We start from the raw sequence: 21,616 nt of genomic DNA on the forward strand, positions 1-21,616 counted from the left end.
TCACGCCACGCCCGCCCCGTCCGCCCCCTTCCCCTGCCGGATGACCAGCGCCATCAGGGCCGCGAGTGCGCAGAGCGCGCCGGAGGCGTACCAGACGGGGTCGTAGGTGCCGAAGGCGTCCCGCGCGAGGCCGCCCAGGAAGGCGATGACGGCGGCGCCCACCTGGTGGGCGGCGAGTACCCAGCCGAAGACGATCGCGCTGTCCTCGCCGTAGTAGGCACGGCACAGGGCGATGGTCGGCGGTACGGTCGCGACCCAGTCCAGCCCGTAGAAGATGATGAAGAAGACCATCGGCGGGTGGACGGAGTCCGCGAGCAGCAGCGGCAGGAACATCAGCGACAGGCCGCGCAGGCCGTAGTAGACGGCGAGCAGGCGGCGGGTGTCGAAGCGGTCGGTGAACCAGCCCGAGGCGACCGTCCCGACGATGTCGAAGACGCCGATCACCGCGAGCAGCGAGGCGGCGGCCGTCATCGGCATGCCATGGTCGTGTGCCGCGGGGACGAAGTGTGTCTTGACCAGGCCGTTCGTCGTGGCGCCGCAGATCGCGAAGGTACCGGCCAGCAGCCAGAACGGACCCGAGCGGGCCGCCGAGGCCAGTGCCCGCAGGGCCCGCCGGGCCGCGCCCCGCTGCGGCGGCGGCTTGGGCACGAACTCGGTCGCCCCGTACGGCGCGACGCCCACGTCCGCGGGGTGGTCCCGCAGCAGCAGCCACACCAGGGGGACGACGGCCAGTGCGGCGAGCGCGACCGTCACCGCGGCGGGCCGCCAGCCGTGCCCGTCGACGATCCAGGACAGCAGCGGGAGGAAGACGAGCTGGCCGGAGGCGCCGGCCGCGGTGAGGATGCCGGTGACCAGCCCGCGCCGCTCGGTGAACCAGCGGCCGGTGACCGTCGCCGCGAACGCCAGCGCCATCGAACCGCTGCCCAGCCCGACCAGCACGCCCCAGTACAGGACGAGTTGCCAGCTGCTGGTCATGAAGACGGTCAGCCCGGAGCCGACCGCGATCACGGTCAGCGCGGCGGCGACCACCCGCCGGATGCCGAAGCGGTCCATCAGGGCCGCGGCGAACGGCGCCGTCAGCCCGTACAGCGCGAGGTTCACCGACACCGCGAAGCCGATGGTCCCCCGCGACCAGTGGAATTCACCGTGCAGCGGGTCGATGAGCAGACCGGGCAACGAGGCGAAACCGGCCGCGCCGATGAGGGTGAGGAAGGTGACGGCGGCCACCGACCAGGCCCGGTGCGGGCGCCGCCGACGCGGGGCGGGAGCGGCGCCCGCACCGGTCGCCGTACCGGTCGTCGCCCCGGCCTCCGTACCGGTCGTCGCCCCGGCCTCCGTACCGGCCGTCGCCCCGGCCTCCGTACCGGCCGTCGGCTCCGCTGTGGGCAGTTCGGGTATCTGTGTCACCAGAGCAGCTTCGGCCGACGCACCGGCCGGAACGAGTGGCCGGAAGGTCAGGCTTCGCAAGGATCGGGCCAGCGGATCGGGCCGGCGGGCGGTTCGTCCCTACGCGAACGTCAGTACGCCCCGCGCCACCCGCCCCTGCCGCGCGTCCTCCGCCGCCTTCGCGAAGTCCTCCACCGGATAGGTCCTGGTCACCAGCTCGTCCAGGAGCAGCCGCCCCTCGCGGTACAGCCGGGCGTACAGCGCGATGTCCCGCTGCGGCCGGGAGGATCCGTAACGGCAGCCCAGGATCGACTTGTCCAGATACATCGACGACACCAGGAACGACGCCTCCGCGGTGGCCGGCGGCACGCCCAGCAGCACCGCCTGGCCGTGCCGGTCCAGCAGCTCGACCGCCTGCCGGATCAGCCGGGTGCTGCCCACACACTCGAAGGCATGGTCGGCGCCGGTCGGCAGGACCTCCTTCACGGCCTTGACGGCGTCCGGCACCGCCGACGCGTCGACGAAGTGCGTCGCCCCGAACCGCCGCGCCACCGCCTCCTTCGCGGGATTGGCGTCCACCGCGACGATCACCGACGCGCCCGCGATCCGGGCCCCCTGAAGGACATTGAGCCCGATCCCGCCGGCCCCGATCACCACGACCGAGTCCCCGTGCGCCACCTTCGCCCGGTTGAGCACCGCCCCGACACCGGTCAGCACCCCGCACCCGATCAGCGCGGCCGAGGCCGGCGGAATGTCCTCGGCGATCTTCACCGCCTGTACCGCCTTGACGACCGTACGCTCCGCGAACGCCGAGTTCGACGCGAACTGGAACAGCTCCGTCGTCCCCCGCCGGAACGGCCGGCCCGGCATCCCGATCGCCTTCCGGCACATCGTCGGCCGCCCCCGGTCGCACTCCGCGCACGCCCCGCAGCTGGCCAGCGTGGACAGCGCCACATGGTCCCCGGGCGCCACATGCCCGACACCCGCCCCGACGGCCTCGACCACCCCCGCCCCCTCGTGTCCCAGCACCACCGGCACCGGGAACGGAATGGTCCCGTCGATCACCGACAGATCGCTGTGGCACAGCCCGGCCGCCCGGATCGCGACCAGCACCTCCCCGGGGCCCGGATCCCGTACCGCCAGGTCGTCCACGACCCGGGGCTGTTCGCCGTCGAATATGACGCCTCTCATGACCGCTCCTGTCGGGGGAGGCCGAGCACCCGCTCGGCGATGATGTTGCGCTGGATCTCGTCCGAGCCGCCGTAGATGGTGTCGGCCCGGGTGAACAGAAACAGCCGCTGCCACACGTCCAGTTCGTACGGCGTCCGCGCGCTCCAGTCGGCGGGCCCCACCGCGGCCGCGGCCCCGCGCACCCGCATCGCCAGCTCCCCGAGGCGCTGATGCCAGCCGCCCCAGAGCAGCTTCGCCACGCTCGGCGCGCCCGCGTCGCCCGCCGCGCCCAGGGTCCGCAGCGCGTTCCACCGCATGACCTTCAACTCGGCCCACTGGCGTACGAGTTGCTCGCGCAGTACCGGATCACGCACCGCCCCGCCCCGCACCGCCGCCTCGACCACCTCGCCCAGCTCCGCCGCGAACCCGATCTGCTGGACGAGCGTGGACACCCCGCGTTCCTGCGCCAGCAGCCCCATCGCCACCCGCCAGCCGGCGCCCTCCCCGCCGACCAGGTGTCCGGCCCGCGCCACCGCCCCGTCGAAGAACACCTCGTTGAACTCCGCCGTCCCCGACAGCTGCCGGATCGGCCGCACCTCGATCCGTCCCGGCTGGTCCATCGCCAGCAGCAGGAACGACAGCCCCCGGTGCCGCCGCGCGCCCGGATCCGTCCGCGCCAGCACGAAGCACCAGTCAGCCTCCACCGCCAGCGAGGTCCAGATCTTCTGCCCGCTGACCCGGTAGTCCGCACCGTCGCGCACCGCGACCGTCCGCAGCCCGGCCAGGTCCGACCCCGCTTCCGGCTCGCTGTAGCCCTGGCACCACAGCTCTTCGCCGCGCGCGACGGCCGGCAGGAACCGCCGCTTCTGCGCCTCGTCCCCGTACGCGATCAACGTCGGCGCCAGCAGATTCTCCCCGATGTGCCCCACCCGCCCCGGAGCCCTGGCCCGCGCGTACTCCTCGGCCCACACCACCTGCTGTGTCAAGGTCGCCGAACGGTTCCCGTACGCCTCTCCCCACCCCAGCCCGACCCACCCGCCAAGGCCCAACTCCCGCTCCCACGCCCGCCGTTCAGCCATCCCGAGATGCTCACTCCCCGGCCCGCCGACCCCCCGCACCCCCGCGAACCGCCCCCCGAGACGCTCCCCCAGCCACGCCCGCGCCTCCCCCCGGAACCTCTCCTCCGCAACCCCGAACCCGAACTCCATCCCGCCGCCCCCTCACCACCGAAGAAACCCACGACCGACCCCGCCTCCCGCCCCCGGCGCCCCACCACTGCACTCGAAAGCCCCGCGCAGCGGAAAAGAAACCCCGCCCGCCCCAGCGCGCCGCACCCGGCCGCGCAGGCAAGCCCGAATCCCCACCAGCCCGCGCAGCGGAAGGGCCCCGGCGCCCCACCACCGCACCCGAAAGCCCCGCGCAGCGGAAAAAGAATCCCCGGCCGACACTGCGCCGCACCCGACCGTGCAGGCAAGCCCAGATCCCCAAAAGCCCCGCGCAGCGGAAAAGAAACCCCGGCCGCCACGGCCCCGCACCCAACAACGTGGGGCAAAAACCCTCACGCATTGGGCCGCCGCCCCTCCCCCGCGGCCGCCGCCATCTCCTCCAGCCGGGCCAGCATCGGCATGGGGTCCACCCCCACCGACGCCGGCAGCACCTCGGCGACCCGCTCGGGCGTCCACTGCCCGTCGGTGTACACGGAGCGCAGCTCCCTCGGCTGGGCCCACACGGCGATCTTCGGCCCCGCCACCGTGTACACCTGACCGGTGATCCGCTGCTCGCGGGCCCGCTCGCTCAGCAGGTAGACGACGAGCGCCGCCACGTCCTCCGGCTCACCGATCTCCGTCAGCTCCATCGGCACGTTCGCCGACATCCGCGTCCGTGCGACCGGCGCCACCGCGTTGGCGGTCACCCCGTACTTGTGCAGGCCCAGCGCCGCGCTCCGCACCAGCGAGATGATGCCGCCCTTCGCCGCGGAGTAGTTGGCCTGCGCGACGCTGCCCTGGTGGTTACCGCTGGTGAAGCCGATCAGCGTGCCCGATCCCTGTTTGCGCATCACCGCGGCGGCCGCCCGGAAGACGGTGAAGGTCCCCTTCAGATGGGTGGCGACGACCGGATCCCACTCCTCCTCGGACATGTTGAAGAGCATCCGCTCGCGCAGGATCCCGGCCACGCACACGACCCCGTCGAGCCGCCCGTACTCCGCGAGCGCGGTGTCCACGATCCGCTGCCCGCCCGCCATCGTCGAGACGTCGTCGGCGACCGCCAGCGCCGCGCTTCGCCCGCCTTCCCCCGGGCCCGCGCCCGCGGCACCGGTCAGGGCCTCGATCTCCTGCACCACCGCCGCGGCGACCGCACTGCTCGGTTCGCCGCCGCCGATGGCGACCCCGTAGTCGTTGACGATCACCTTCGCGCCCTGCTCCGCGCAGGCGAGGGCGACCGCCCGGCCGATACCGCGCCCCGCCCCGGTCACGGCGATCACCTTGCCGGCCAAGAAGTTCCCCATACCGCACCCCTTTCCGCACTTTCTGACGGACCGTTAGATTTTTGAGCAGACGCGATACGAACACAAGACCCCGAGCCGGACCGAACCGCCCCCAGGAGGGCCCATGCCCCTGCCGCAGGAGTTCCACGACATCGCCGCACGCGTGAACAACTGGGGCCGCTGGGGCGCGGCGGACGAGACCGGCACCCTGAACCTGATCACCGACCAGGTCGTACGGGAGGCCGTCCGTACCGTCCGCACCGGCCGCCGGATACCCCTCGCACTGCCGCTGCGCCAGGACGGTGTGCAGACCGGCGCGATCCCCGGCCGGGTCAACCCCCTGCACACCATGACCGCCGTCAACCAGCAGCTCTTCGGCCCCGGCACGGTCGCCACCTCGGACGACACGGTCACCATGGGCCTCCAGGCCGCCACCCACTGGGACGGCCTCGCCCATGTCTCGCACTCCGGCCGGCTCTACAACAACCGCCCCGCCGGCTCGGTCACCGCGCACGAGGGCGCCGGCGCCCTCGGCATCGAGAAGGCCGCCCCGATCGCCTCCCGCGGCATCCTCCTCGACGTGGCCCGCGCACACGGTGCCGAGCAGCTGCCCGGCGGGTACGCCGTCACCCCGGAAGACCTCGACACCGCCGTGGAGTTGGCCGGTACGGCGGTCCGGGCCGGCGACATCGTCCTCGTACGGACCGGGCAGCTGCGGCACTACCTGGCCGGCGACCGGCAGGCGTACGCGTTCCCCTCACCGGGCCTCTCGCTGCGCACCCCCGAGTGGTTCCACGCGCGCGATGTCGCGGCCGTCGCCAACGACACCCTGACCTTCGAGATCTTCCCGCCGGAGATCGAGGACCTGTGGCTGCCGGTGCACGCCCTGCATCTGGTCGAAATGGGCATGCCACAGGGCCAGAACTGGAACCTGGAACAGCTCTCGGAGGTCTGTGCGGCGGAGCGCCGCTGGACGTTCTTCCTGGCCGCGATGGCCGAACCCTTCGTCGGCGCCACCGGCACACCGGTCGCCCCGGTGGCGATCCTCTGAGGGATCCGCCGGCCGGACGACCCCGTCGGGTGGCGGTGCACGCCCATGCGCGCCCCGAGCGCGGCACCGCGGACCGCCACCCGACTCCAGGTCGCGACCCGCACGCGCCAAGGCCCCGGACCGGAATCCCGGCTCCCCCCACGACCTCGGCGTCCCCTCCCAGCGGGCCGCCTCACCCAAGGTTGATCAACAAGTCACGCCACGTCAACACCTGGTCTGGACTAATCCCGTTACGCCCGATTTGTAATGGCCCATTGGGGTTCGTGCGCACACAGCTCGGCCCGCGCCGCCATCAGCAGCGACTGGCGGCGGTCCACCTCGCACCAGATGCGCTTGCCGCCACCCTCCCGCTGCCAGCCCCAGCGGTCCGCCAGGCCGTCCACCAGTTCCAGACCGCGGCCGTTGGTGTCGTCCCCGTCGGCGTGCCGCTGGCGCGGCGGGCGGGCGCTGGTGTCCACCACCTCGACCCGTACGGTCCCCACCACCGCGCCCGACCCGGAGAAGCACATCCGCAGCTCGGCGGCCGAGCCGGTATGGACCACGGCGTTCGTGACGAGTTCGGAGATCAGCAGAATCAGCGTCTCCGCGAGCGGTTCGTCCGCCCCTATGCCGGATCCCGCGAGCCGCGACCGGGCCCACCGGCGGGCCCGCCCCACCTCCGCGGGGTCCGGCCGTACCTCCAACTGAACCTGAAGCACCTGCACCGCTCACACCATCCGAACCGGCGGAAACATCGCCTCGCGCCTCCACGGGGTCACGGTGCGTGATCCCGGTGAAGCACAGCATGATTGACGTTCAGTCACCCCAACAAGCGCTTCGGGCATATTCCAGCGCAAGGGAGTAGGCATGCTGCATACTGTGCGACGCACATTGCGGGGAGTCGAACAAGGGGGGGTCTCGCACCCCCGTCCGAGGCGAGCGGCACGCAGTCCGTACCCCGGAGTCGCCGTACCGACGACACCGTGAGCGCTGCGCCACAGAACCACTCGCACCCAACGGAGCGTACCTGAGCGGAACGCAGACTTCCGCGTGTGACGAGTCACACAGAGGACACAACCTGATATCGACGCTCTGTGACCGCTTATGCCTGCGGAGCCCGACATTTAGCGCGCAAGTTGGCGGAGTCTGATATCGGCGGGCGCCGGACGGCGATGTCATCACTCCACCGCCCCGGCCGCGGGCCCCGCCTCCGCGCCCGTCACCAGCCCCTCCGCCAGCAGCTCCTCGGCCTCGCGCGCCGGCCCCCATCGCTCGGCCCGCAACCAGGCCCGCTTGAGATGCAGATGAACATCGGCCTCCCAGGTGAACCCCATACCGCCCTGGACCTGGAGACAGTCCCGGGCATTGCGCACCGCGGCCTCGTCGGCGAGCAGCTTCGCCCCGGCCACCTCAAGGGCATCACCAGTCACAGATGCCGCATATACCGCACTTCTGGCGATTTCGGTACGTACCAACATCTGCGCGCACAGGTGCTTCACCGCCTGGAAGGAGCCGATGGGCACGCCGAACTGCTCCCGCCGGCGCGCGTGGGCGACCGCCATCTCGACCGTACGGGCCGCGCCGCCCAGTTGCTGGGCGGCCGTGAGCAGCGCGGCCTCGCGGCGCAGCCGGGGCGCGTCCAGGGCCAGTGGGGCGGTGCGCGGGAAGTCCGTGAGGCGGGCGAGCGGGGTCAGCGGATCGACGGACGCCAACGGGGCGGCGGCCACCTCGGACGCCGCGGCCCGGAACGCCCCGCCGGGAGCGGGCCCACCGCCCTCGCCTTCCCCCGCCGCCCCCTCCAGCAAGATCAACTCGTCACAGTCGGCCGGGTGTTCCCACAGCACCGGACCGGCCGCCGCCTCGCAGAGCCCGGCGATCCGCTCACCGGTCGCGACGCCGTCCACCACCCCGGCCAGCACCTGGCAGGCCACCAGCGGACCCGGCAGCAGCGCCCGCCCGGCCTCCTCGAAGACCAGCACCGCTTCCGGCAGGCCCAGCCCGACCCCGCCGGCCGCCGCCGGCAGCCGCAGCGCGAAGAACCCCGCCTCGCCCAGCTCCCGCCAGAGCGCGCGGTCCAGCGCGGGCGCCCCGACCGCCGCGCGCAGCCGGTCCCGGCCGAAGCGCCCGGCCAGCAGCTCCCGCGTACCGTCCCGCAACGCCCGTTGGTCAGCGGTGAGTCGGAAGTCCACGGCGGCGGTCACCGGCCCTTCGGCAGGCCGAGGATCCGCTCGGCGACGATGTTCTGCTGGATCTGCGAGGTACCGGCCGCGATCGTGTACGAGAGGGCGGCGAGCCGGTCCGCGACCCAGGCGTGGCCGGCGTCCAGCGCACCGGCCCCCAGTACCTCGGCCGCCGCGTCGTACAGCTCCTGGCGGGCGTGCGAATAGCGCAGCTTGAAGACCGAGCCGCCGGCCCCCGGCACGCCCCCGGAGCGCTGCGCCTCGCTCACGTTCCACTGGGTGAGCCGCCACAGCGCCGTGAACTCCGCGGCCAGCCTGCCGAGCCTGCGGCGCAGTACGGCGTCGTCCCAGCGGCCGTTGGCGCGGGCCGTACGGGCCAGCTCGCCGAGCACCCGGCGGCAGGCGACGACCTCGCCGACGAAGGCGGTGCCGCGTTCGAAGGAGAGGGTCACCATCGTCACCCGCCAGCCGTCGTGCTCCGCGCCGACGCGGTTGCCGACCGGCACCCGGACCTCGTCGAGGAACATCTCGGCGAACTCCGCCGACCCGGCGAGCGTGCGCAGCGGCCGGACGGTCACACCGGGCGCGTCCATCGGCATCGCCAGCCAGCTGATGCCGCGGTGCCGGGGCGCCGTGGGGTCCGTACGGACCAGCAGCTCGCACCAGTCGGCGACCTCGGCGTGCGAGGTCCAGAGTTTGGACCCGCTGACGACATAGGTGTCGCCGTCGCGCACCGCCCGGGTACGCAGCGACGCCAGGTCGGAGCCGGCGTCCGGTTCGCTGAAGCCCTGGCACCAGATCTCGTCGCCGCGCAGGATCGGCGGCAGCCAGCGGGCGCGCTGGGCGGCGGTGCCCTCGGCGGCGATGGTCGGTCCGGCGTGCAGCAGTCCGACGAAGTTCGCGCCGACGTACGGCGCCCCGGCCCGTTCGGTCTCCTCCAGGAAGATCAGGTGCTGGGTCGGCGTGGCGCCCTGCCCGCCGGCCTCCCGCGGCCAGTGCAGACCCGCGTACCCGGCGTCGGACAGCATCCGCTGCCAGGCCGCGTCGTACGCCCGGCGGCCCGGCCAGTCGGCCGCGGCGGGCTTGGCCGGGAGGCGGGGCAGCACCTCGCCGAGCCACCGCCGCAGCCGCGCCCGGAAGTCCTCCTCTTCCGCCGTGTACGCGAGATCCACCCGGGCCCCCGCTACGCGCCGGACCGGACGGGGCCGGGGCGGGGGTCCGGATCGAGGCCGAGCATCCGGATCGCGTTGCCCCGCATCAGCTTGTGGACCGTCTCCTCGTCCAGGCCCCGGACGTGCTCCAGGGCGACGTCCTTGGTGTGCGGGAAGGTCGAGTCGACGTGCGGGTAGTCGGTCTCGAAGGTGGCGTTGTCGCGGCCGACGACGTCCAGCGAGGCGACGCCGTGCTTGTCGCGGAAGAAGCAGCAGTAGATCTGCCGGTAGTAGTACGTGGACGGCGGTTCGGGGATCAGATCGCGCACCCCGCCCCAGGCGCGGTGCTCCTCCCAGACGTCGTCGGCGCGCTCCAGGGCGTACGGGATCCAGCCCATCTGGCCTTCGCTGTAGGCGAGTTTGAGGCGCGGGAACTTCACCAGCACACCGCTGAAGAGGAAGTCCATCATCGAGGCCATCGCGTTGTTGAAGCTGAGCGACGCCTGCACCGCGGGCGGCGCGTCGGGCGAGGCGGCGGGCATCTGCGAGCTGGACCCGATGTGCATGCACACGACCGTGCCGGTGGCCTCGCACTCCGCGAAGAACGGATCCCAGTAGCCGCTGTGGATGGACGGCAGGCCGAGGTGGGTGGGGATCTCGGAGAAGGTGACCGCCCGGACGCCGCGCGCCGCGTTCCGCCGGATCTCGGCGACCGCGAGATCGATGTCCCAGAGGGGGATGAGGCAGAGCGGGATGAGACGCCCCGCGCTGTCCCCGCACCACTCCTCCACCATCCAGTCGTTGTACGCGCGGACGCAGGCGAGCGCGACCTCCTTGTCGTGCGCCTCGGCGAAGGTCTGGCCGCAGAAGCGCGGGAAGGTCGGGAAGCAGAGCGACGCCTCGACGTGGTTGAGGTCCATGTCCTTGAGCCGCTCGGCCGGATCCCAGCAGCCGCGCCGCATCTCGGCCCGGGTGATGCCCTCCAGCGTCATATCGTCACGGTCGAAGCCGACGGCGGCGATATTGCGCTTGTACGGGAACTTCAGGTCCTCGTAGATCCACCAGTCGGCCGGCGGCCCGTCCGGGTCCATGGTGATGACGTATTTGCCGCCGGTGTACGCCAGTTCGCCGATGCCCGTGGTCAGCGGGCGCGGTCCGCGGTCGCGGTACTTCGCCGGCAGCCAGGTCTCGAAGAGGTGCGCGGGCTCGATCACATGGTCGTCGACGCTGATGATGCGCGGTAGCTCCATCGGGCTCCCCAATCTGACGCCCTGTCAGAAACCTGTCAGGGAACGAGGCTAGCCCCGACCCTCTGGACCGACAAGGCGCGCAGCCCTACGCTCCCCAGGAAACCTGATGCATCGTCAGCCCACTGTCATGCGACTCCACGTCACTGCCACTGCCAGCCGGCCGCCCGGCCGTCGGCCGATGCCCCGGACACCGGCCGGCACCCCGGCCACGGAGAGGGGGACATATGCCCGCCACCCCCACCCTGTGGGACCTGGTCGCCCGGCGCGCCGCACAGACTCCGGACGCACCCGCCCTCATCCAGGGCGCCGAGAGCGCCCGGCACGAGCGCCGGATCACCTTCGGCGCCCTGCGCCGACGGGCGGAACGCGTCGCGGCCGGTCTGTACGAGCGGGGCGTACGCCCCGGCAGCCGGGTCGTCTGGCAACTGCCGACCCGCATCGAGACGGTGCTGTTCAGCCTCGCACTGGCCCGCCTCGGCGCCGTACAGAGCCCCGTCGTCCCGCTCTACCGCGACCACGAGGTGGACCAGGTGCTGCGGCGCACCCGCGCGGCCTTCTTCGCCGTACCCGGCACCTGGCGCGGTGTCGACCACACCGCGATGGCCCGCCGCCTGGCCCCCGGGCTGCCCGGCCCGCTCACCGTCGTCGAGGCGTACGACACCCTGCCGGACGGTGATCCCGCCGCGCTGCCCGCACCGCCCGCCGACGGCGACGCGGTCCGCTGGATCTACTGGACCTCCGGCACCACCGCCGCCCCCAGGGGCGTCCTGCACACCGACCACAGCCTGCTCACCGCGGGCGGCCGGCTGGCGGAGGCCCTGCGCATCGCACCGTCCGACGTCGGCTCCATGGCCTTCCCGTACGCCCATGTCGCGGGGCCCGACTACACCGTCATGCTGCTTCTGCACGGCATTCCGGCCGTCCTCCTGGAGCATTTCGCGCTGCCCGGCTCGCTCGCCGCCTACCGCCGCCACCGTGTCACCCTGGCGGGCGGCTCCACCGCCTTCTACGCCCTCTTCCTCGCCGAACAGCGCAAACTGCCGCCCGGCCGCCGGCTGCTGCCGTCGCTGCGGCTGCTGGCCGGCGGCGGCGCGCCCAGACCGCCGGAGCTGTACCACGAGGTGGTCGCCGAGCTGGGCTGCCCACTCACCCACGGTTACGCGATGACCGAGGCCCCGATGGTCACCATGGGCGACCCGGCGGACCACCCCGCGCACCTCGCCACGACCGACGGGCGGCCACCGGACGGCATGGAGATCCGTATCGCGCCCGGCAGCGGCGAGATACTGCTGCGCGGCCCGGCCGTCTGCCGCGGCTACCTCGGCGAGCCGGACCCCTTCGACGCGGACGGCTTCCTGTCGACCGGCGACCTCGGACACCTCACCGACACCGGCCATCTCGTCGTCACCGGCCGTCTCAAGGACATCATCATCCGCAAGGGCGAGAACATCTCCGCCCAGGAGATCGAGGGCCTCCTCCACCGGCACCCGGACGTGGCCGACGCCGCCGTCATCGGCCTGCCGGACCGGGAACGCGGCGAACGGGTCTGCGCGGTCGTCGAACAGCCGCCGGGTGCGGGCGAGTTGACGCTCGCCTCGATTGCCGCGCATCTCCGCGCCCAGGGCCTGGCACCGCACAAACTCCCCGAACAGCTGGAGGTACTGCCCGCCTTGCCCCGTGGCGCGACCCTCCGCAAGGTCCTCAAACAGGAGCTGCGGGAGCGGTTCGCGGGGGCGGATCCGGCGGGGTCCCGGATCGCGGATCATCCGTGATCGCCTCCGGAGGGCCTTGACGGGCCGGTGTTCCGCCCCCGCCCTGCGTGGCCCGCGGGCCGGGTCCGCCCTCGGATGCACCCGCAGGTCGCCGGAACGCCGACCATCGCGCTGCCGCCTCCCACACATGGGCATTCCGGGTGGTTTGGTGCGCATGAAGGATGTCGTCGTACGCGAAGGATGCCCCACCACACAGGCAACCTGTGCAGGCTCCCTGCCTTTATGTTATCTTCGCAATATGCCGAGGAGTGGGCACCACGGGGATTCGCCCGAGCCCGCCGAGCGTGCGCGGGTCACGATGACGCCGCCACGCTCCCTGCGGCGGTTCCTGCGTCCGGGCGGGAGAGCCGCACCGTCGGGCGCATAACCGAATCAATTGTCGGTGGAAACCGGGGTTTTGATCATGTCAGCGGAAATCTCCTTTCTGGGCATGGGCGACGTGCTGATCGATCGCGCAGCACCGAAGACCATTTTCGCGCACGTCGCAGATACGCTCCAGGCGGCGGACATCACATTCGCGAATTGTGAGCAGATGTACTCCGACCGTCTGGAGCACCCCGTCTCGCGTCATCCGTCCCATTCAGATCCGGCAAACATCGACGCTCTGGAGTTTGCGGGCTTCGATGTGTTGTCCCTGGCGAACAACCACACGATGGACTGGGGCGGGGACGCCCTTGTGGACACGGTGTCGAGGCTACGGGAGCGAGGGTTTTGGACCGTCGGAGCGGGCGCCGACATCGGTGCGGCGCGGAAGCCGGCCATCGTGGCAGCGAAGGGCGTCAAGGTCGGCTTCCTGGCATATGGCAGCACGGGTCCGGAAGCGTATGCGGCCGATGCGGAGAGTCCGGGATACGCACCCGTCCACGCGTGGACGGAGTACGAGACGCTGGACCGTCAGGCCGCCACGCCCCAGCTGATCCGGTCCGGCGCCAAACCGGCCGAACTCGCCGCCATGACCGACGACATCAAGGCACTCAAGAAGCTGTGCCATGCCGTGGTGGTCTCCTTTCACTGGGGAATTCATTTCATCCCGCGCGTCATTCCGGACTACTGCTATGAGATGGGCCGGGCCGCCGTCGATGCCGGCGCGGACCTCATTCTCGGCACACATCCGCACATTTTGAAGGGAGTTGAGACCTACCGGGGTAAAGTGATTTTCTACTCCACGGGGAACTTCTCCCTGGAGCTCGGCCCGACGCATATGGCGGACGAAAATGCCGTCCAGGCGCTCAAGAGGCTGCACAAGCTGTACGGCGTGCGCCCGGATCCGGAATATCCCACGTACCCGATGCCCCCCGAGTCGAAGGCTTCGATCATCGTGAAAGCCTCGGTCTCCCGCAGGGGGATCGAACGCGTCGGCTATATCCCCGTTCACATCAACCGCAACGCCGAGCCCGAGATTGTCGGTCAGCTCGACCCGCGCGGGCAAGAGGTCTTCGGCTATCTGCGCGGCATCACCGAGAGCGAGGAACTCCCCTGCGTTTTCCGGTGGTACGGCGACGAAGTCGTCATCGACACCGCCACCGACGCGTAGGCGCAGGGACCGGGTCGACGCGGGTTCAGCTGTCGGCGAGACGCTCCATGATGCGCGCCGCGTCCGCCAGCGTCCGGCGCTCGGCGGGCGAGAGATGCCGCTCGATGGCCGCTTCGAGCCATGCCTCGCGGATGGCGGGGATGCTCGAAAGGAGTTCGCGGCCCGCTTCCGTCATCGAGATGAGCGTCTTACGCCCGTCCGTCGGATCCGGCTCGCGGGTGACCAGCCCTTCCCGCAGCAGGGCGGCGACCGTCTCGGCCATCGACTGCGGGCGGACGTGCTCGGCCGTGGCGAGCGCGCTGGCCGTGGTGGACCCCTCCTCGGCGATGCGGCTGAGCGTGGTGATCTGCGACCACGTCCAGCGCCGGTCCGTGGGCGCGGACTCGGTCCGCAGCCGCGCTCGCAGCCGGACCATCGCGTGCGGGAGCCGGCGAGCGACGTCACGGGGGAGCGGGTCTGTCATGAGTGAGCACTCTATGTCCGGTTGTCCGAGATTGCCAGTCGGCCTGTATAGTTAGACAGGTAACCTGATAAGCTGCCCTGCGTACTGGGGTGGGCGACGGTCAAGGGCGACGGCGCAGGTCCGGCCCACGCCTGAGACACGGACGAGAGGCACGACTGTGACCATGCCGACCAGTGATCAGAGCATCGTCGCGCGGCGGACAGCGCTGATGCTGATGGACTACCAGCCCGCGATACTGGGCCAACTCCCCGGCCGGGACGCCTTGCTGGAGAACGCGCGGGCCGCACTCGGCTGGGCGCGCGAGCATGGCGTCAAGGTGGTGTTCGTACGGGTGGCGTTCGCACCGGAGGACTACGCCGCGATCCCCCGCCACCACAAGACGTTCGGGGCCGTGAAGCAGGGCCTCCTGTTCGCCGACGGGGACCCGTCCTTGGAGATCGATCCCGCCCTGGCGGTGCGCGACGGCGACCTCGTCGTCCGCAAGACCCGCTACGGCGCCTTCAGCACCACCGGCCTGCACACCCTGCTCGGGGACGCATCGATCGACACCCTGGTGGTGGGCGGCATCTCGACAGCCGGAGTCGTCTTGTCGACGGTCCGCGACGCCGCTGACCAGGACTACCGCATCTTCGTGCTCGCCGACGCCACCGAAGATCCCGACCCGGAAGTCCACCGGGTCCTCATCGAGAAGGTGCTGCCGCGCCAGGCGGACGTGATCACGACGTCCGATCTGAAAGCCCTGGTCCGCGACGCCTGACCCGCACTCGCCGTTGCCGTTGTCACGCCGCGGCCACGGCCACGGCCGCCGGACGATCGCCCCGCCCGAACGCCACCCGGCAACGGCAAACAGCGACGGCGGCTGAATCCGGCGCCCGGAACCACCGGTGACGGGACGCCGCCCGCCCGCGTACGCGGCGGGCACCACCGCGCGCCCCTCGCGAAGGAGGGATACGCCATGGCCGGGCGCGACACTCTCGGCGTCGGCGACGGCGACGCGCCCGTTTCGATGGCGGCGCCGCGCCGGGACGACCCACAAGTCCGGTTCACCGGTGGACAGTTGGCCGTCTCGTGGCGCCGGCGGAGGCCCCTCGGAACGGGATGCCCGAACTCGACGTGCGGGAGTCCGACGAGCCGGCCGGCCAGGCGCGGCGAGCGGCGGCGAGACGCGCCGCGCGCCGTCGCAGCGCAGCTCACCGGCCTCGTCGTGGCGCGAGTCCGCGCTCGTCGCGGGCGATCCGGTACCGGCGTTACGCCGTGCGGCATCCCGCCGAGGGCGCCGACTGCCGTGGGGGCCCTCGGGCGCCGCGAACGCGCGGGACCACCGCCCGCCCCGGTGAGCACGTACCGCGCGACACCTGCCGACCGCCCGCCACGGCGGTGCGCCCCTCGCACGTCCACCACGTCTGACACCACTGACACATCGCACACGTCTGACACGACTGACACGACTGACCTTCGGCCGGTCAAGAATCGGAAGGAGAACCAGTGCCCTCGTCACAGGCGGCACCCTCTGACGCGCACCGCGAGGCCGACGGCGCGAGCGGATCCGCTGCCGACCGGCAGCGCAGCGCGTTCTCCTGGCGATTCGTCACCCCGCTGTACCTGAGCTCGGCGCTCAACCCGGTCAACAGCTCGCTCATCGCGACGGCGCTGGTACCCATCGCCCACGCGATGGGCGTGTCGGTCGGGGCGACCGCGGTCCTGATATCCGCGCTCTACCTGGCCAGCGCCATCGCCCAGCCCACCGCCGGAAAGCTCGCCGAGCAGCTCGGTCCGCGCCGGGTCTTCCTCGTCGGCATCGTGCTGGTGCTCCTGGGCGGCGTCGTCGGCGGTTTCGGGCAGAACATGGCGGCGCTGACCGTCGCGCGCGTCCTGATCGGGACAGGCACCTCGGCCGGCTATCCGGCGGCGATGGTCATCATCCGGCGTCGCGCGATCCGGGCGGGGATGAGCGGGCCACCCGGCAGGGTGCTCGGCGGCCTGTCCATCGCCGGAACGGTCACGGTCGCGGTCGGCCCGCCCCTCGGCGGTGTGCTGGTCGCCGCGTTCGGCTGGCACTCGGCCTTCCTCGTCAATATCCCCATCACCGTCATCGCCCTGCTGCTGACGATGGCGTGGGTCCCCAGGGACGAACCGCTGGCGCGCCGTCCCCTGCGGGAGATCGCCGGCCGCATCGACGTCAGCGGCATCCTGCTCTTCGGCGGCACCATGAGCGCCCTGCTGGTGTTCCTGCTGTCGCTGCCGGACCCGGACTGGCTTCCGCTCGGCATCGCCGTCGCGCTGGGCGGCGGGCTCGTGCTGTGGGAGCTACGGGCGGCCACGCCCTTCATCGATATGCGACTGCTCGCCTCGAACCGTGCGCTGACCCGCACCTACCTGCGCGGCGCGCTCACCCTGCTGGCGTTCTACACCGTGCTCTACGGCCTCACCCAGTGGCTGGAGGCCGCCCACGGCCTGTCGGCCCAGGAGGCCGGGCTGGTGCTGTTCCCCATGGGCATCCTCGCCGCGCTCGTGTCACGGCCGATCGCGGTCCGCAACCTCGTCCGCGGTCCGCTGGTCGTCGGCGCCGCGAGCTTCGTCCTGGCCGCGGCCGCCGTCACGCTGTTCACCTCGGCAACTCCCGTCGTGGCCATCGTCGGTGTCACGCTGCTGTTCGCGATCACGCTGGGCGCGACCACCGTGAGCAACCAGACCGCCCTCTACACCCAGGCCCCCGCCGACCAGGTCGGCACCGCCGCCGGGCTGTACCGGACCTTCAGCTACCTCGGGTCCATCGCCTCATCCACCATCACCGGCATCGTCTTCCGCCACCACGTCACCGACTCCGGCCTGCATCTGGTCGCCTTGATCCTGGTCGGCGTCAGCATCGCCGTCCTGGCCCTGACCGTGCTCGACCGCACCCTCAGGACGCCCGGGACCTCGCGGTCCGACGACGGTGACGAACGCGCTCGCTGACGGACACCACCGGGCGCCACGCGCTGCGGGACCGGCGCCCGTCCGAGGCGCGAGCAGTGGCGGACCGCCTCGTCACCGGCACCGGCCGGCTCCTGCCCGTACTCCACGAGCGGGCGGCGCGCAGGCACCCCACCACTCCTCATCACTCCCCATCACTCCCTAGAATTACGCAAACATCCCTATGGATTCCGCTTCAGGGATGGTTAGATACGCATGTCGAGCAACCAGGAGACCGGAACCAGAACGAGAGGAACCCGGTGAACAGCATCTACACCTCCGACGAGGGTGCGCGCGTCCTCGCGCAGCGGTACGCCGCCTTCCTGGAGGAGTGGCCCGTGCCCGCCGAACGGCTGCACGTGCCCACCCGCCAGGGCGAGACCTTTGTCCTGGCCAGTGGGCCGAAGGGCGCGGCGCCCCTGGTCCTCCTGCACGGCTCCGGGGCGAATACCGCGATGTGGGCGGACGAGGTGTCCCTGTGGGCCGAGCACTTCCGCGTCTACGCCGTCGACATGATCGGCGAGCCCGGTCTGAGTGCCCGTTCGCGGCCCGCCCTGGATTCGGACGCGCACGCGCTGTGGCTGGATGACGTACTGGACGCGCTGAACGTGGCGAGCGCCGCGTTCGTGGGGACCTCGTTGGGCGGCTGGCTGGCGCTCGACTACGCGATCCGCCGCCCGGCCCGGGTGGCACGGCTGGCGCTGCGCTGCCCCGGCGGGATCGGCCGCCAGAAGATGGGGGTGGTGGTCGCGTCGGCGTTCCTGCTTCCGTTCGGGAACCCGGGACGGCGGGCCATGCTGAATCTGGCGATCGGCCCCACCCCTGCCGCGGCCACGGCCACAGCCACGGCCCAGGAGCGCGCCGTCGGCGAGTATGTGCTGCTCGTCCACAAGCACTTCCGGCCGCGGATGGAGCGGCTGCCCGTCTTCACGGACGGCGACCTGGGTGCGCTGAACATGCCGGTGCAGGTCACCCTCGGCGGCCGGGACCGGCTCATCGACTCCCACGGCACCCGCCGCCGTCTCCAGCGTGCCGCGCCCCGGATCGCGGTCGTCTTCCTCCCCGAGGCGGGCCATCTGCTCAGGATCCCGGCCCGGCGGACCCTGGACTTCCTCCGCGCGGCGCCGGCGGCACCGCCCGCCGCCTGACACGCTCGCGGGCCGCGGCCGGTCCCTCACCGGCGCCCCGCACGACGAGTTCGCGGCCGGACTCCGTGACGCGTGACCACGGGGGCGCTCACCGGCCTCCTCGCCCCGGGCGACGGCCGGCGCCGGCCGCGGTGCCGCGGTGCCACCGTCCCGCGGCCCCCGCTGAGAGGCGGCGTCGTCCCACAGGCGGGTGCTGTGGGCGTCGACGAGGGCGCCGATGCGGGCGAGAACGTCCTCGACCGGCCGCGGGTCGAGCCGGCGTCCGTCCCGCAGCCGCAGTGCGACATGGTCGTCGGCGGCTTCCCTGGCGCCGACGACGGCTTGGCAGGGAACCAGGCGGGCCTGTCGGATACGGGCGCCCAGGCTGCCGTGTTCCGGTCCCGTGGCCTCGGCCCGCAGTCCGAACCCGGCGCACCAGCGGCGCCCGCACGGCCATCTCCCGGCGGCGGGTCCGGGGCGCGCAGCGGCCGCGGCTCGCCGGGCGTCAGCCGGGCCGGTAGGCGTCCGTGGCCTGCTGGTAGAGGTGGTCCGCCTCGCGGCGCCCGCTGTTCGGGCCGATGACGAGGACGAGGTGGTAGCGGCCGTCGTGGATCATCGCGAGGTTGCGGACGTACACCTCGCGGCCGCTGCTGTCGCGCCAGGTGAAGGTGCCCTCCGCCATCGCGGTCTTCCCCACGTCCGTCCGCCGCAGCCGGGAGGACGAGGACCAGCCGGAGTCGCGGTACGGCTGCAACTCCGCCTCCTTGTCCTGCTGGTACGCCATCGGGTCGGCGCCGAAGTGGGCGGTGGTGTCGCGGCCGGGCACGATCACCAGCTCGTAGTCGCCGCCGACGTACCGGACCTGTCCCCGGTCGTTCTCGCCGCGCCGCTCCCAGCCCTTCCGGACCGCGACCTGGAACCCCTGGGGGTCCTTGCGCACCTCGAAACCCTTGGCGAGGCCCGCGGGCGCGGTGGTCTGCGTCGCACCGGCGCCCGCGCCGCCGTCCCGTCCGTCGCCCCGGCCCGCGGTCGCCGCGCCGGTACGGTCGGCGCCGGCCGGTCCGCCCCGGGTGTCCGCACCGGACTTCGGCAGGAACACGAAGGCGTAGGCGATCGCCGCCACGACCAGGAGCAGGATCACGGTGAGCAGCAGCCGGCCGAGGTGCCGCGGCCCGCGGGCGTGCGGCGCCCGCGAGGGTCTCGACGCGTCCGGCGGCCCCGGCGGACCGGTCAGCGCCGACGCCGCCCCCGCCCGCTCCAGTCCCACCTGGCCCAGCATCTGCTGCTCGTAGTGCTGTCCGGCCCGCTGCCGAGCGGACCTGGACGCCTTCTTGGGGCCCTTGACCGGCTTCACCGGTTTGGGCTGCTTGACCGGCTTGGTCTGCTTGACGGGCTTCACCGGAGCCATGGCCTTGGCCGGTCCGGTCGCCCGGGGCTGCCGTTCGGTCCGGGGCCGGCGAGGGGAATCCGGCTGCTCGGGGAGCCGCCGCGGACGGGGCACGGGAGCGGTCGGCGCCGCCGGTCCACCGGGGCCGCCGGACGCGGGGAGGGGCGTGGGGCCGGGCGTGGCGGACGGTGGCCGCGGACCCGGCGTACGGCGGTCCCGGCCCTTCTCCCGCCGCCCCTTGCGGACGAGTTCGCCGCGCCGCCGCACGACCGGCAGCCGTCGCGAATCGGCGGCCCCGTCCAGCGCCGGCATCGTCACCGCCCGGGTGCCGATCTCCGGCTCGGGCGCCGTACGGATCAGCGACCGCAGCCGGCCGCGCAGTTCCCCGATGTCCGGGCGGCCGGCCGGGTCCGGGCACAGCAGCGATTCGACGACGGGCCGCAGCGCACCGCACTCCTCGGCCGTGACGGGCGGCCACGAGCACACCAGCCGGGCCAGTTCGGCGGCGCTCTCCTCGGGGTACGGCGGACGGCCCTGCACCGTGCGGAAGAGCAGCGCGCCGACCGCCCACAGGTCGGTGGCCGGGCCTGTCTGCGGCGCCGACGGCCCCGCCTCGTGCACCGGTCCGGCCTGCTCCGGTGCCCAGCGTTCGGTGACGGGGCCGATGACGGCCAGCCGCGTCTGCCGCGCCCGCTCGGCGGCGAGCCCACCGAGTGGACGGCCGTACGCGGCGGATCCGGATCCGGATCCGGGTCCGGGTCCGGGTGAACTGCCGTCAGCAGGGCCGTACTTGGCGAGTTCGGCATCGCGCGGCGGGGCCTTGACCAGGAACGCGCCGGTCCCCGCGCCGCCGCCGGCCGCCCCGGGCTCCCGGGTCGCCGCCGTCTCCCGGTCCCCGTGTGCCTCCCCGGTCCCGTTCGCCTCCCCGGTCCCTTTCGCCGCCCCCGGCTCCCGCGCCTCCCACGACGCCCCCGCCTCTCCCGGCACCGGGTCGTGCCCGCACAGTGCCTCCTGGGCCGCGCCCACCGCCAGACCGCTCAGGACGGCCCGGCCGTCGTCACAGATCAGGACCGTACGAGCGGTGATATTGCGGTGGAGCCAGCCGTGCGCGTGCAGGGTGCGCAGCGCCGTGAGGACGTCTGCGGCTATTTCCGCGGCGCGGTGCGGGGAGAGCGTCCGTCCGGCGAGCAGCGCGGACAGCGGGCGGGCCGGGATCAGTTCGCCCGCGATCCAGAGGCTGCCGTCCTGCGCGAACACATCGAAGACCTGGTCGAGCCGGGGATGGTCGGGCAGCCGGGCCGCCGCCGTCGCGGCCTCCAGCGCCCGCCGTACGGCGGGATCCCGGGGGCTGCGATCGGCCACCCCCGTGCCCCGCGCACGGGCGCCCCGGAGCGAGGGGTCCGCACCGCTGTACGGGCCGCTCCACGGACCGCCACCGCGGCCACCGTCGTGCGCCGCCTCGTCGACGAACTCCGCCTCCACGACCTCCGGCAGCGGCACTTGGCGGAGCAGGATCTCCTGCCCGCTGTACGTGTCCAGCGCCCGGGTCTCGGTGAACTCGTCGTCGCCCGCCGGCCGCAGTGGCAGACGGTAGCGCTCGGCGAGCACTCTCCCCGCGTACGCGTCCACGGCGCCTCCCCACAGCGCGCGCTGTCAGCCGTCCCCGGAGCCGGACCGCGGCGCGCACCTACGGTCACTTCCGGTCGTTTTCCCGCCCATCGCGGAGGTG

The 21,616-nt window shown here is 72.6% G+C and carries 16 protein-coding genes; 6 read left to right on the forward strand and 10 right to left on the reverse strand.

Annotated features, from left to right (window positions below; genetic code table 11):
- The 4 genes from ACLJWH_RS11625 to ACLJWH_RS11640 all read right to left on the reverse strand — a co-directional run bounded on the left by ACLJWH_RS11625 (position 1) and on the right by ACLJWH_RS11640 (position 5,062).
- The gene (locus ACLJWH_RS11625) at positions 1-1,389 is read right to left on the reverse strand and encodes an MFS transporter (RefSeq protein WP_411141806.1); all 1,389 of its coding nucleotides are present in this window, start codon (positions 1,387-1,389) and stop codon (positions 1-3) included.
- A gap of 117 nt (positions 1,390-1,506) precedes the next feature.
- Positions 1,507-2,577 (reverse strand): Zn-dependent alcohol dehydrogenase, encoded by a 1,071-nt coding sequence (locus ACLJWH_RS11630; protein WP_411141564.1) that lies wholly within the window; start codon positions 2,575-2,577, stop codon positions 1,507-1,509.
- The gene (locus ACLJWH_RS11635) at positions 2,574-3,764 is read right to left on the reverse strand and encodes an acyl-CoA dehydrogenase family protein (RefSeq protein ID WP_411141565.1); all 1,191 of its coding nucleotides are present in this window, start codon (positions 3,762-3,764) and stop codon (positions 2,574-2,576) included. The genes ACLJWH_RS11630 and ACLJWH_RS11635 overlap by 4 nt, the downstream gene beginning before the upstream one ends.
- 350 nt (positions 3,765-4,114) lie before the next feature.
- Positions 4,115-5,062: an SDR family oxidoreductase gene (locus ACLJWH_RS11640; RefSeq protein ID WP_411141566.1), complete on the reverse strand. Its 948-nt coding sequence runs from the start codon at positions 5,060-5,062 to the stop codon at positions 4,115-4,117.
- Between the two features lie 103 nt (positions 5,063-5,165).
- Here ACLJWH_RS11640 and ACLJWH_RS11645 point away from each other — a divergent pair, with 103 nt between their 5' ends.
- The gene (locus tag ACLJWH_RS11645; protein WP_411141567.1) at positions 5,166-6,092 is read left to right on the forward strand and encodes a cyclase family protein; all 927 of its coding nucleotides are present in this window, start codon (positions 5,166-5,168) and stop codon (positions 6,090-6,092) included.
- 230 nt (positions 6,093-6,322) lie between these two features.
- Here ACLJWH_RS11645 and ACLJWH_RS11650 read toward each other — a convergent pair whose 3' ends face one another.
- From ACLJWH_RS11650 to ACLJWH_RS11665, 4 genes are all read right to left on the reverse strand, one after another.
- Positions 6,323-6,796 carry an ATP-binding protein gene (locus ACLJWH_RS11650; protein WP_411141568.1) on the reverse strand — a complete coding sequence of 158 codons (474 nt, stop codon included), beginning with the start codon at positions 6,794-6,796 and terminating at the stop codon, positions 6,323-6,325.
- A gap of 453 nt (positions 6,797-7,249) precedes the next feature.
- The gene (locus ACLJWH_RS11655) at positions 7,250-8,260 is read right to left on the reverse strand and encodes an acyl-CoA dehydrogenase family protein (protein ID WP_411141569.1); all 1,011 of its coding nucleotides are present in this window, start codon (positions 8,258-8,260) and stop codon (positions 7,250-7,252) included.
- 8 nt (positions 8,261-8,268) lie between these two features.
- Complete coding sequence (locus ACLJWH_RS11660; protein ID WP_411141570.1) at positions 8,269-9,423, reverse strand: acyl-CoA dehydrogenase family protein; 1,155 nt, start codon at positions 9,421-9,423, stop codon at positions 8,269-8,271.
- Between the two features lie 11 nt (positions 9,424-9,434).
- The gene (locus tag ACLJWH_RS11665; RefSeq protein WP_411141571.1) at positions 9,435-10,652 is read right to left on the reverse strand and encodes an amidohydrolase family protein; all 1,218 of its coding nucleotides are present in this window, start codon (positions 10,650-10,652) and stop codon (positions 9,435-9,437) included.
- Between the two features lie 224 nt (positions 10,653-10,876).
- Here ACLJWH_RS11665 and ACLJWH_RS11670 point away from each other — a divergent pair, with 224 nt between their 5' ends.
- Positions 10,877-12,424: a class I adenylate-forming enzyme family protein gene (locus tag ACLJWH_RS11670; RefSeq protein ID WP_411141572.1), complete on the forward strand. Its 1,548-nt coding sequence runs from the start codon at positions 10,877-10,879 to the stop codon at positions 12,422-12,424.
- Positions 12,425-12,806: 382 nt separating this feature from the next.
- Positions 12,807-13,958, forward strand: coding sequence for a CapA family protein (locus ACLJWH_RS11675; protein ID WP_411141807.1), 1,152 nt, complete (start codon positions 12,807-12,809; stop codon positions 13,956-13,958).
- Positions 13,959-13,983: 25 nt separating this feature from the next.
- On the opposite strand, the gene ACLJWH_RS11680 is transcribed toward ACLJWH_RS11675, so the two are convergent.
- Entirely contained in the window at positions 13,984-14,421 is a 438-nt protein-coding gene (locus tag ACLJWH_RS11680) for a MarR family winged helix-turn-helix transcriptional regulator (RefSeq protein ID WP_411141573.1), read from the reverse strand.
- 163 nt (positions 14,422-14,584) lie between these two features.
- On the opposite strand from ACLJWH_RS11680, the gene ACLJWH_RS11685 reads away from it, so the two are divergent.
- From ACLJWH_RS11685 to ACLJWH_RS11695, 3 genes are all read left to right on the forward strand, one after another.
- Entirely contained in the window at positions 14,585-15,178 is a 594-nt protein-coding gene (locus tag ACLJWH_RS11685) for a cysteine hydrolase family protein (RefSeq protein WP_411141574.1), read from the forward strand.
- A gap of 728 nt (positions 15,179-15,906) precedes the next feature.
- Complete coding sequence (locus tag ACLJWH_RS11690; RefSeq protein ID WP_411141575.1) at positions 15,907-17,376, forward strand: MFS transporter; 1,470 nt, start codon at positions 15,907-15,909, stop codon at positions 17,374-17,376.
- Positions 17,377-17,633: 257 nt separating this feature from the next.
- Positions 17,634-18,521: an alpha/beta fold hydrolase gene (locus tag ACLJWH_RS11695; protein ID WP_411141576.1), complete on the forward strand. Its 888-nt coding sequence runs from the start codon at positions 17,634-17,636 to the stop codon at positions 18,519-18,521.
- Between the two features lie 484 nt (positions 18,522-19,005).
- Here the strand turns inward: ACLJWH_RS11695 and ACLJWH_RS11700 are convergent, their stop codons facing one another.
- A complete protein-coding gene (locus ACLJWH_RS11700) occupies positions 19,006-21,516 on the reverse strand; it encodes a protein kinase (protein ID WP_411141577.1) in 2,511 nt (836 codons plus the stop codon).
- Positions 21,517-21,616 lie beyond the last annotated feature (100 nt).

Source organism: Streptomyces sp. x-80, assembly GCF_046549095.1.
Classification (GTDB): Bacteria; Actinomycetota; Actinomycetes; order Streptomycetales; family Streptomycetaceae; genus Streptomyces; species Streptomyces celluloflavus.

Bases quoted from the DNA above. Each gene is read 5' to 3' on its own strand.
- ACLJWH_RS11645 (WP_411141567.1), top strand. From the start codon at position 5,166: ATGCCCCTGCCGCAGGAGTTCCACGACATCGCCGCACGCGTGAACAAC.
- ACLJWH_RS11635 (WP_411141565.1), bottom strand. From the start codon at position 3,764: ATGGAGTTCGGGTTCGGGGTTGCGGAGGAGAGGTTCCGGGGGGAGGCG.
- ACLJWH_RS11630 (WP_411141564.1), bottom strand. From the start codon at position 2,577: ATGAGAGGCGTCATATTCGACGGCGAACAGCCCCGGGTCGTGGACGAC.
- ACLJWH_RS11665 (WP_411141571.1), bottom strand. From the start codon at position 10,652: ATGGAGCTACCGCGCATCATCAGCGTCGACGACCATGTGATCGAGCCC.
- ACLJWH_RS11640 (WP_411141566.1), bottom strand. From the start codon at position 5,062: ATGGGGAACTTCTTGGCCGGCAAGGTGATCGCCGTGACCGGGGCGGGG.
- ACLJWH_RS11680 (WP_411141573.1), bottom strand. From the start codon at position 14,421: ATGACAGACCCGCTCCCCCGTGACGTCGCTCGCCGGCTCCCGCACGCG.
- ACLJWH_RS11670 (WP_411141572.1), top strand. From the start codon at position 10,877: ATGCCCGCCACCCCCACCCTGTGGGACCTGGTCGCCCGGCGCGCCGCA.
- ACLJWH_RS11685 (WP_411141574.1), top strand. From the start codon at position 14,585: ATGCCGACCAGTGATCAGAGCATCGTCGCGCGGCGGACAGCGCTGATG.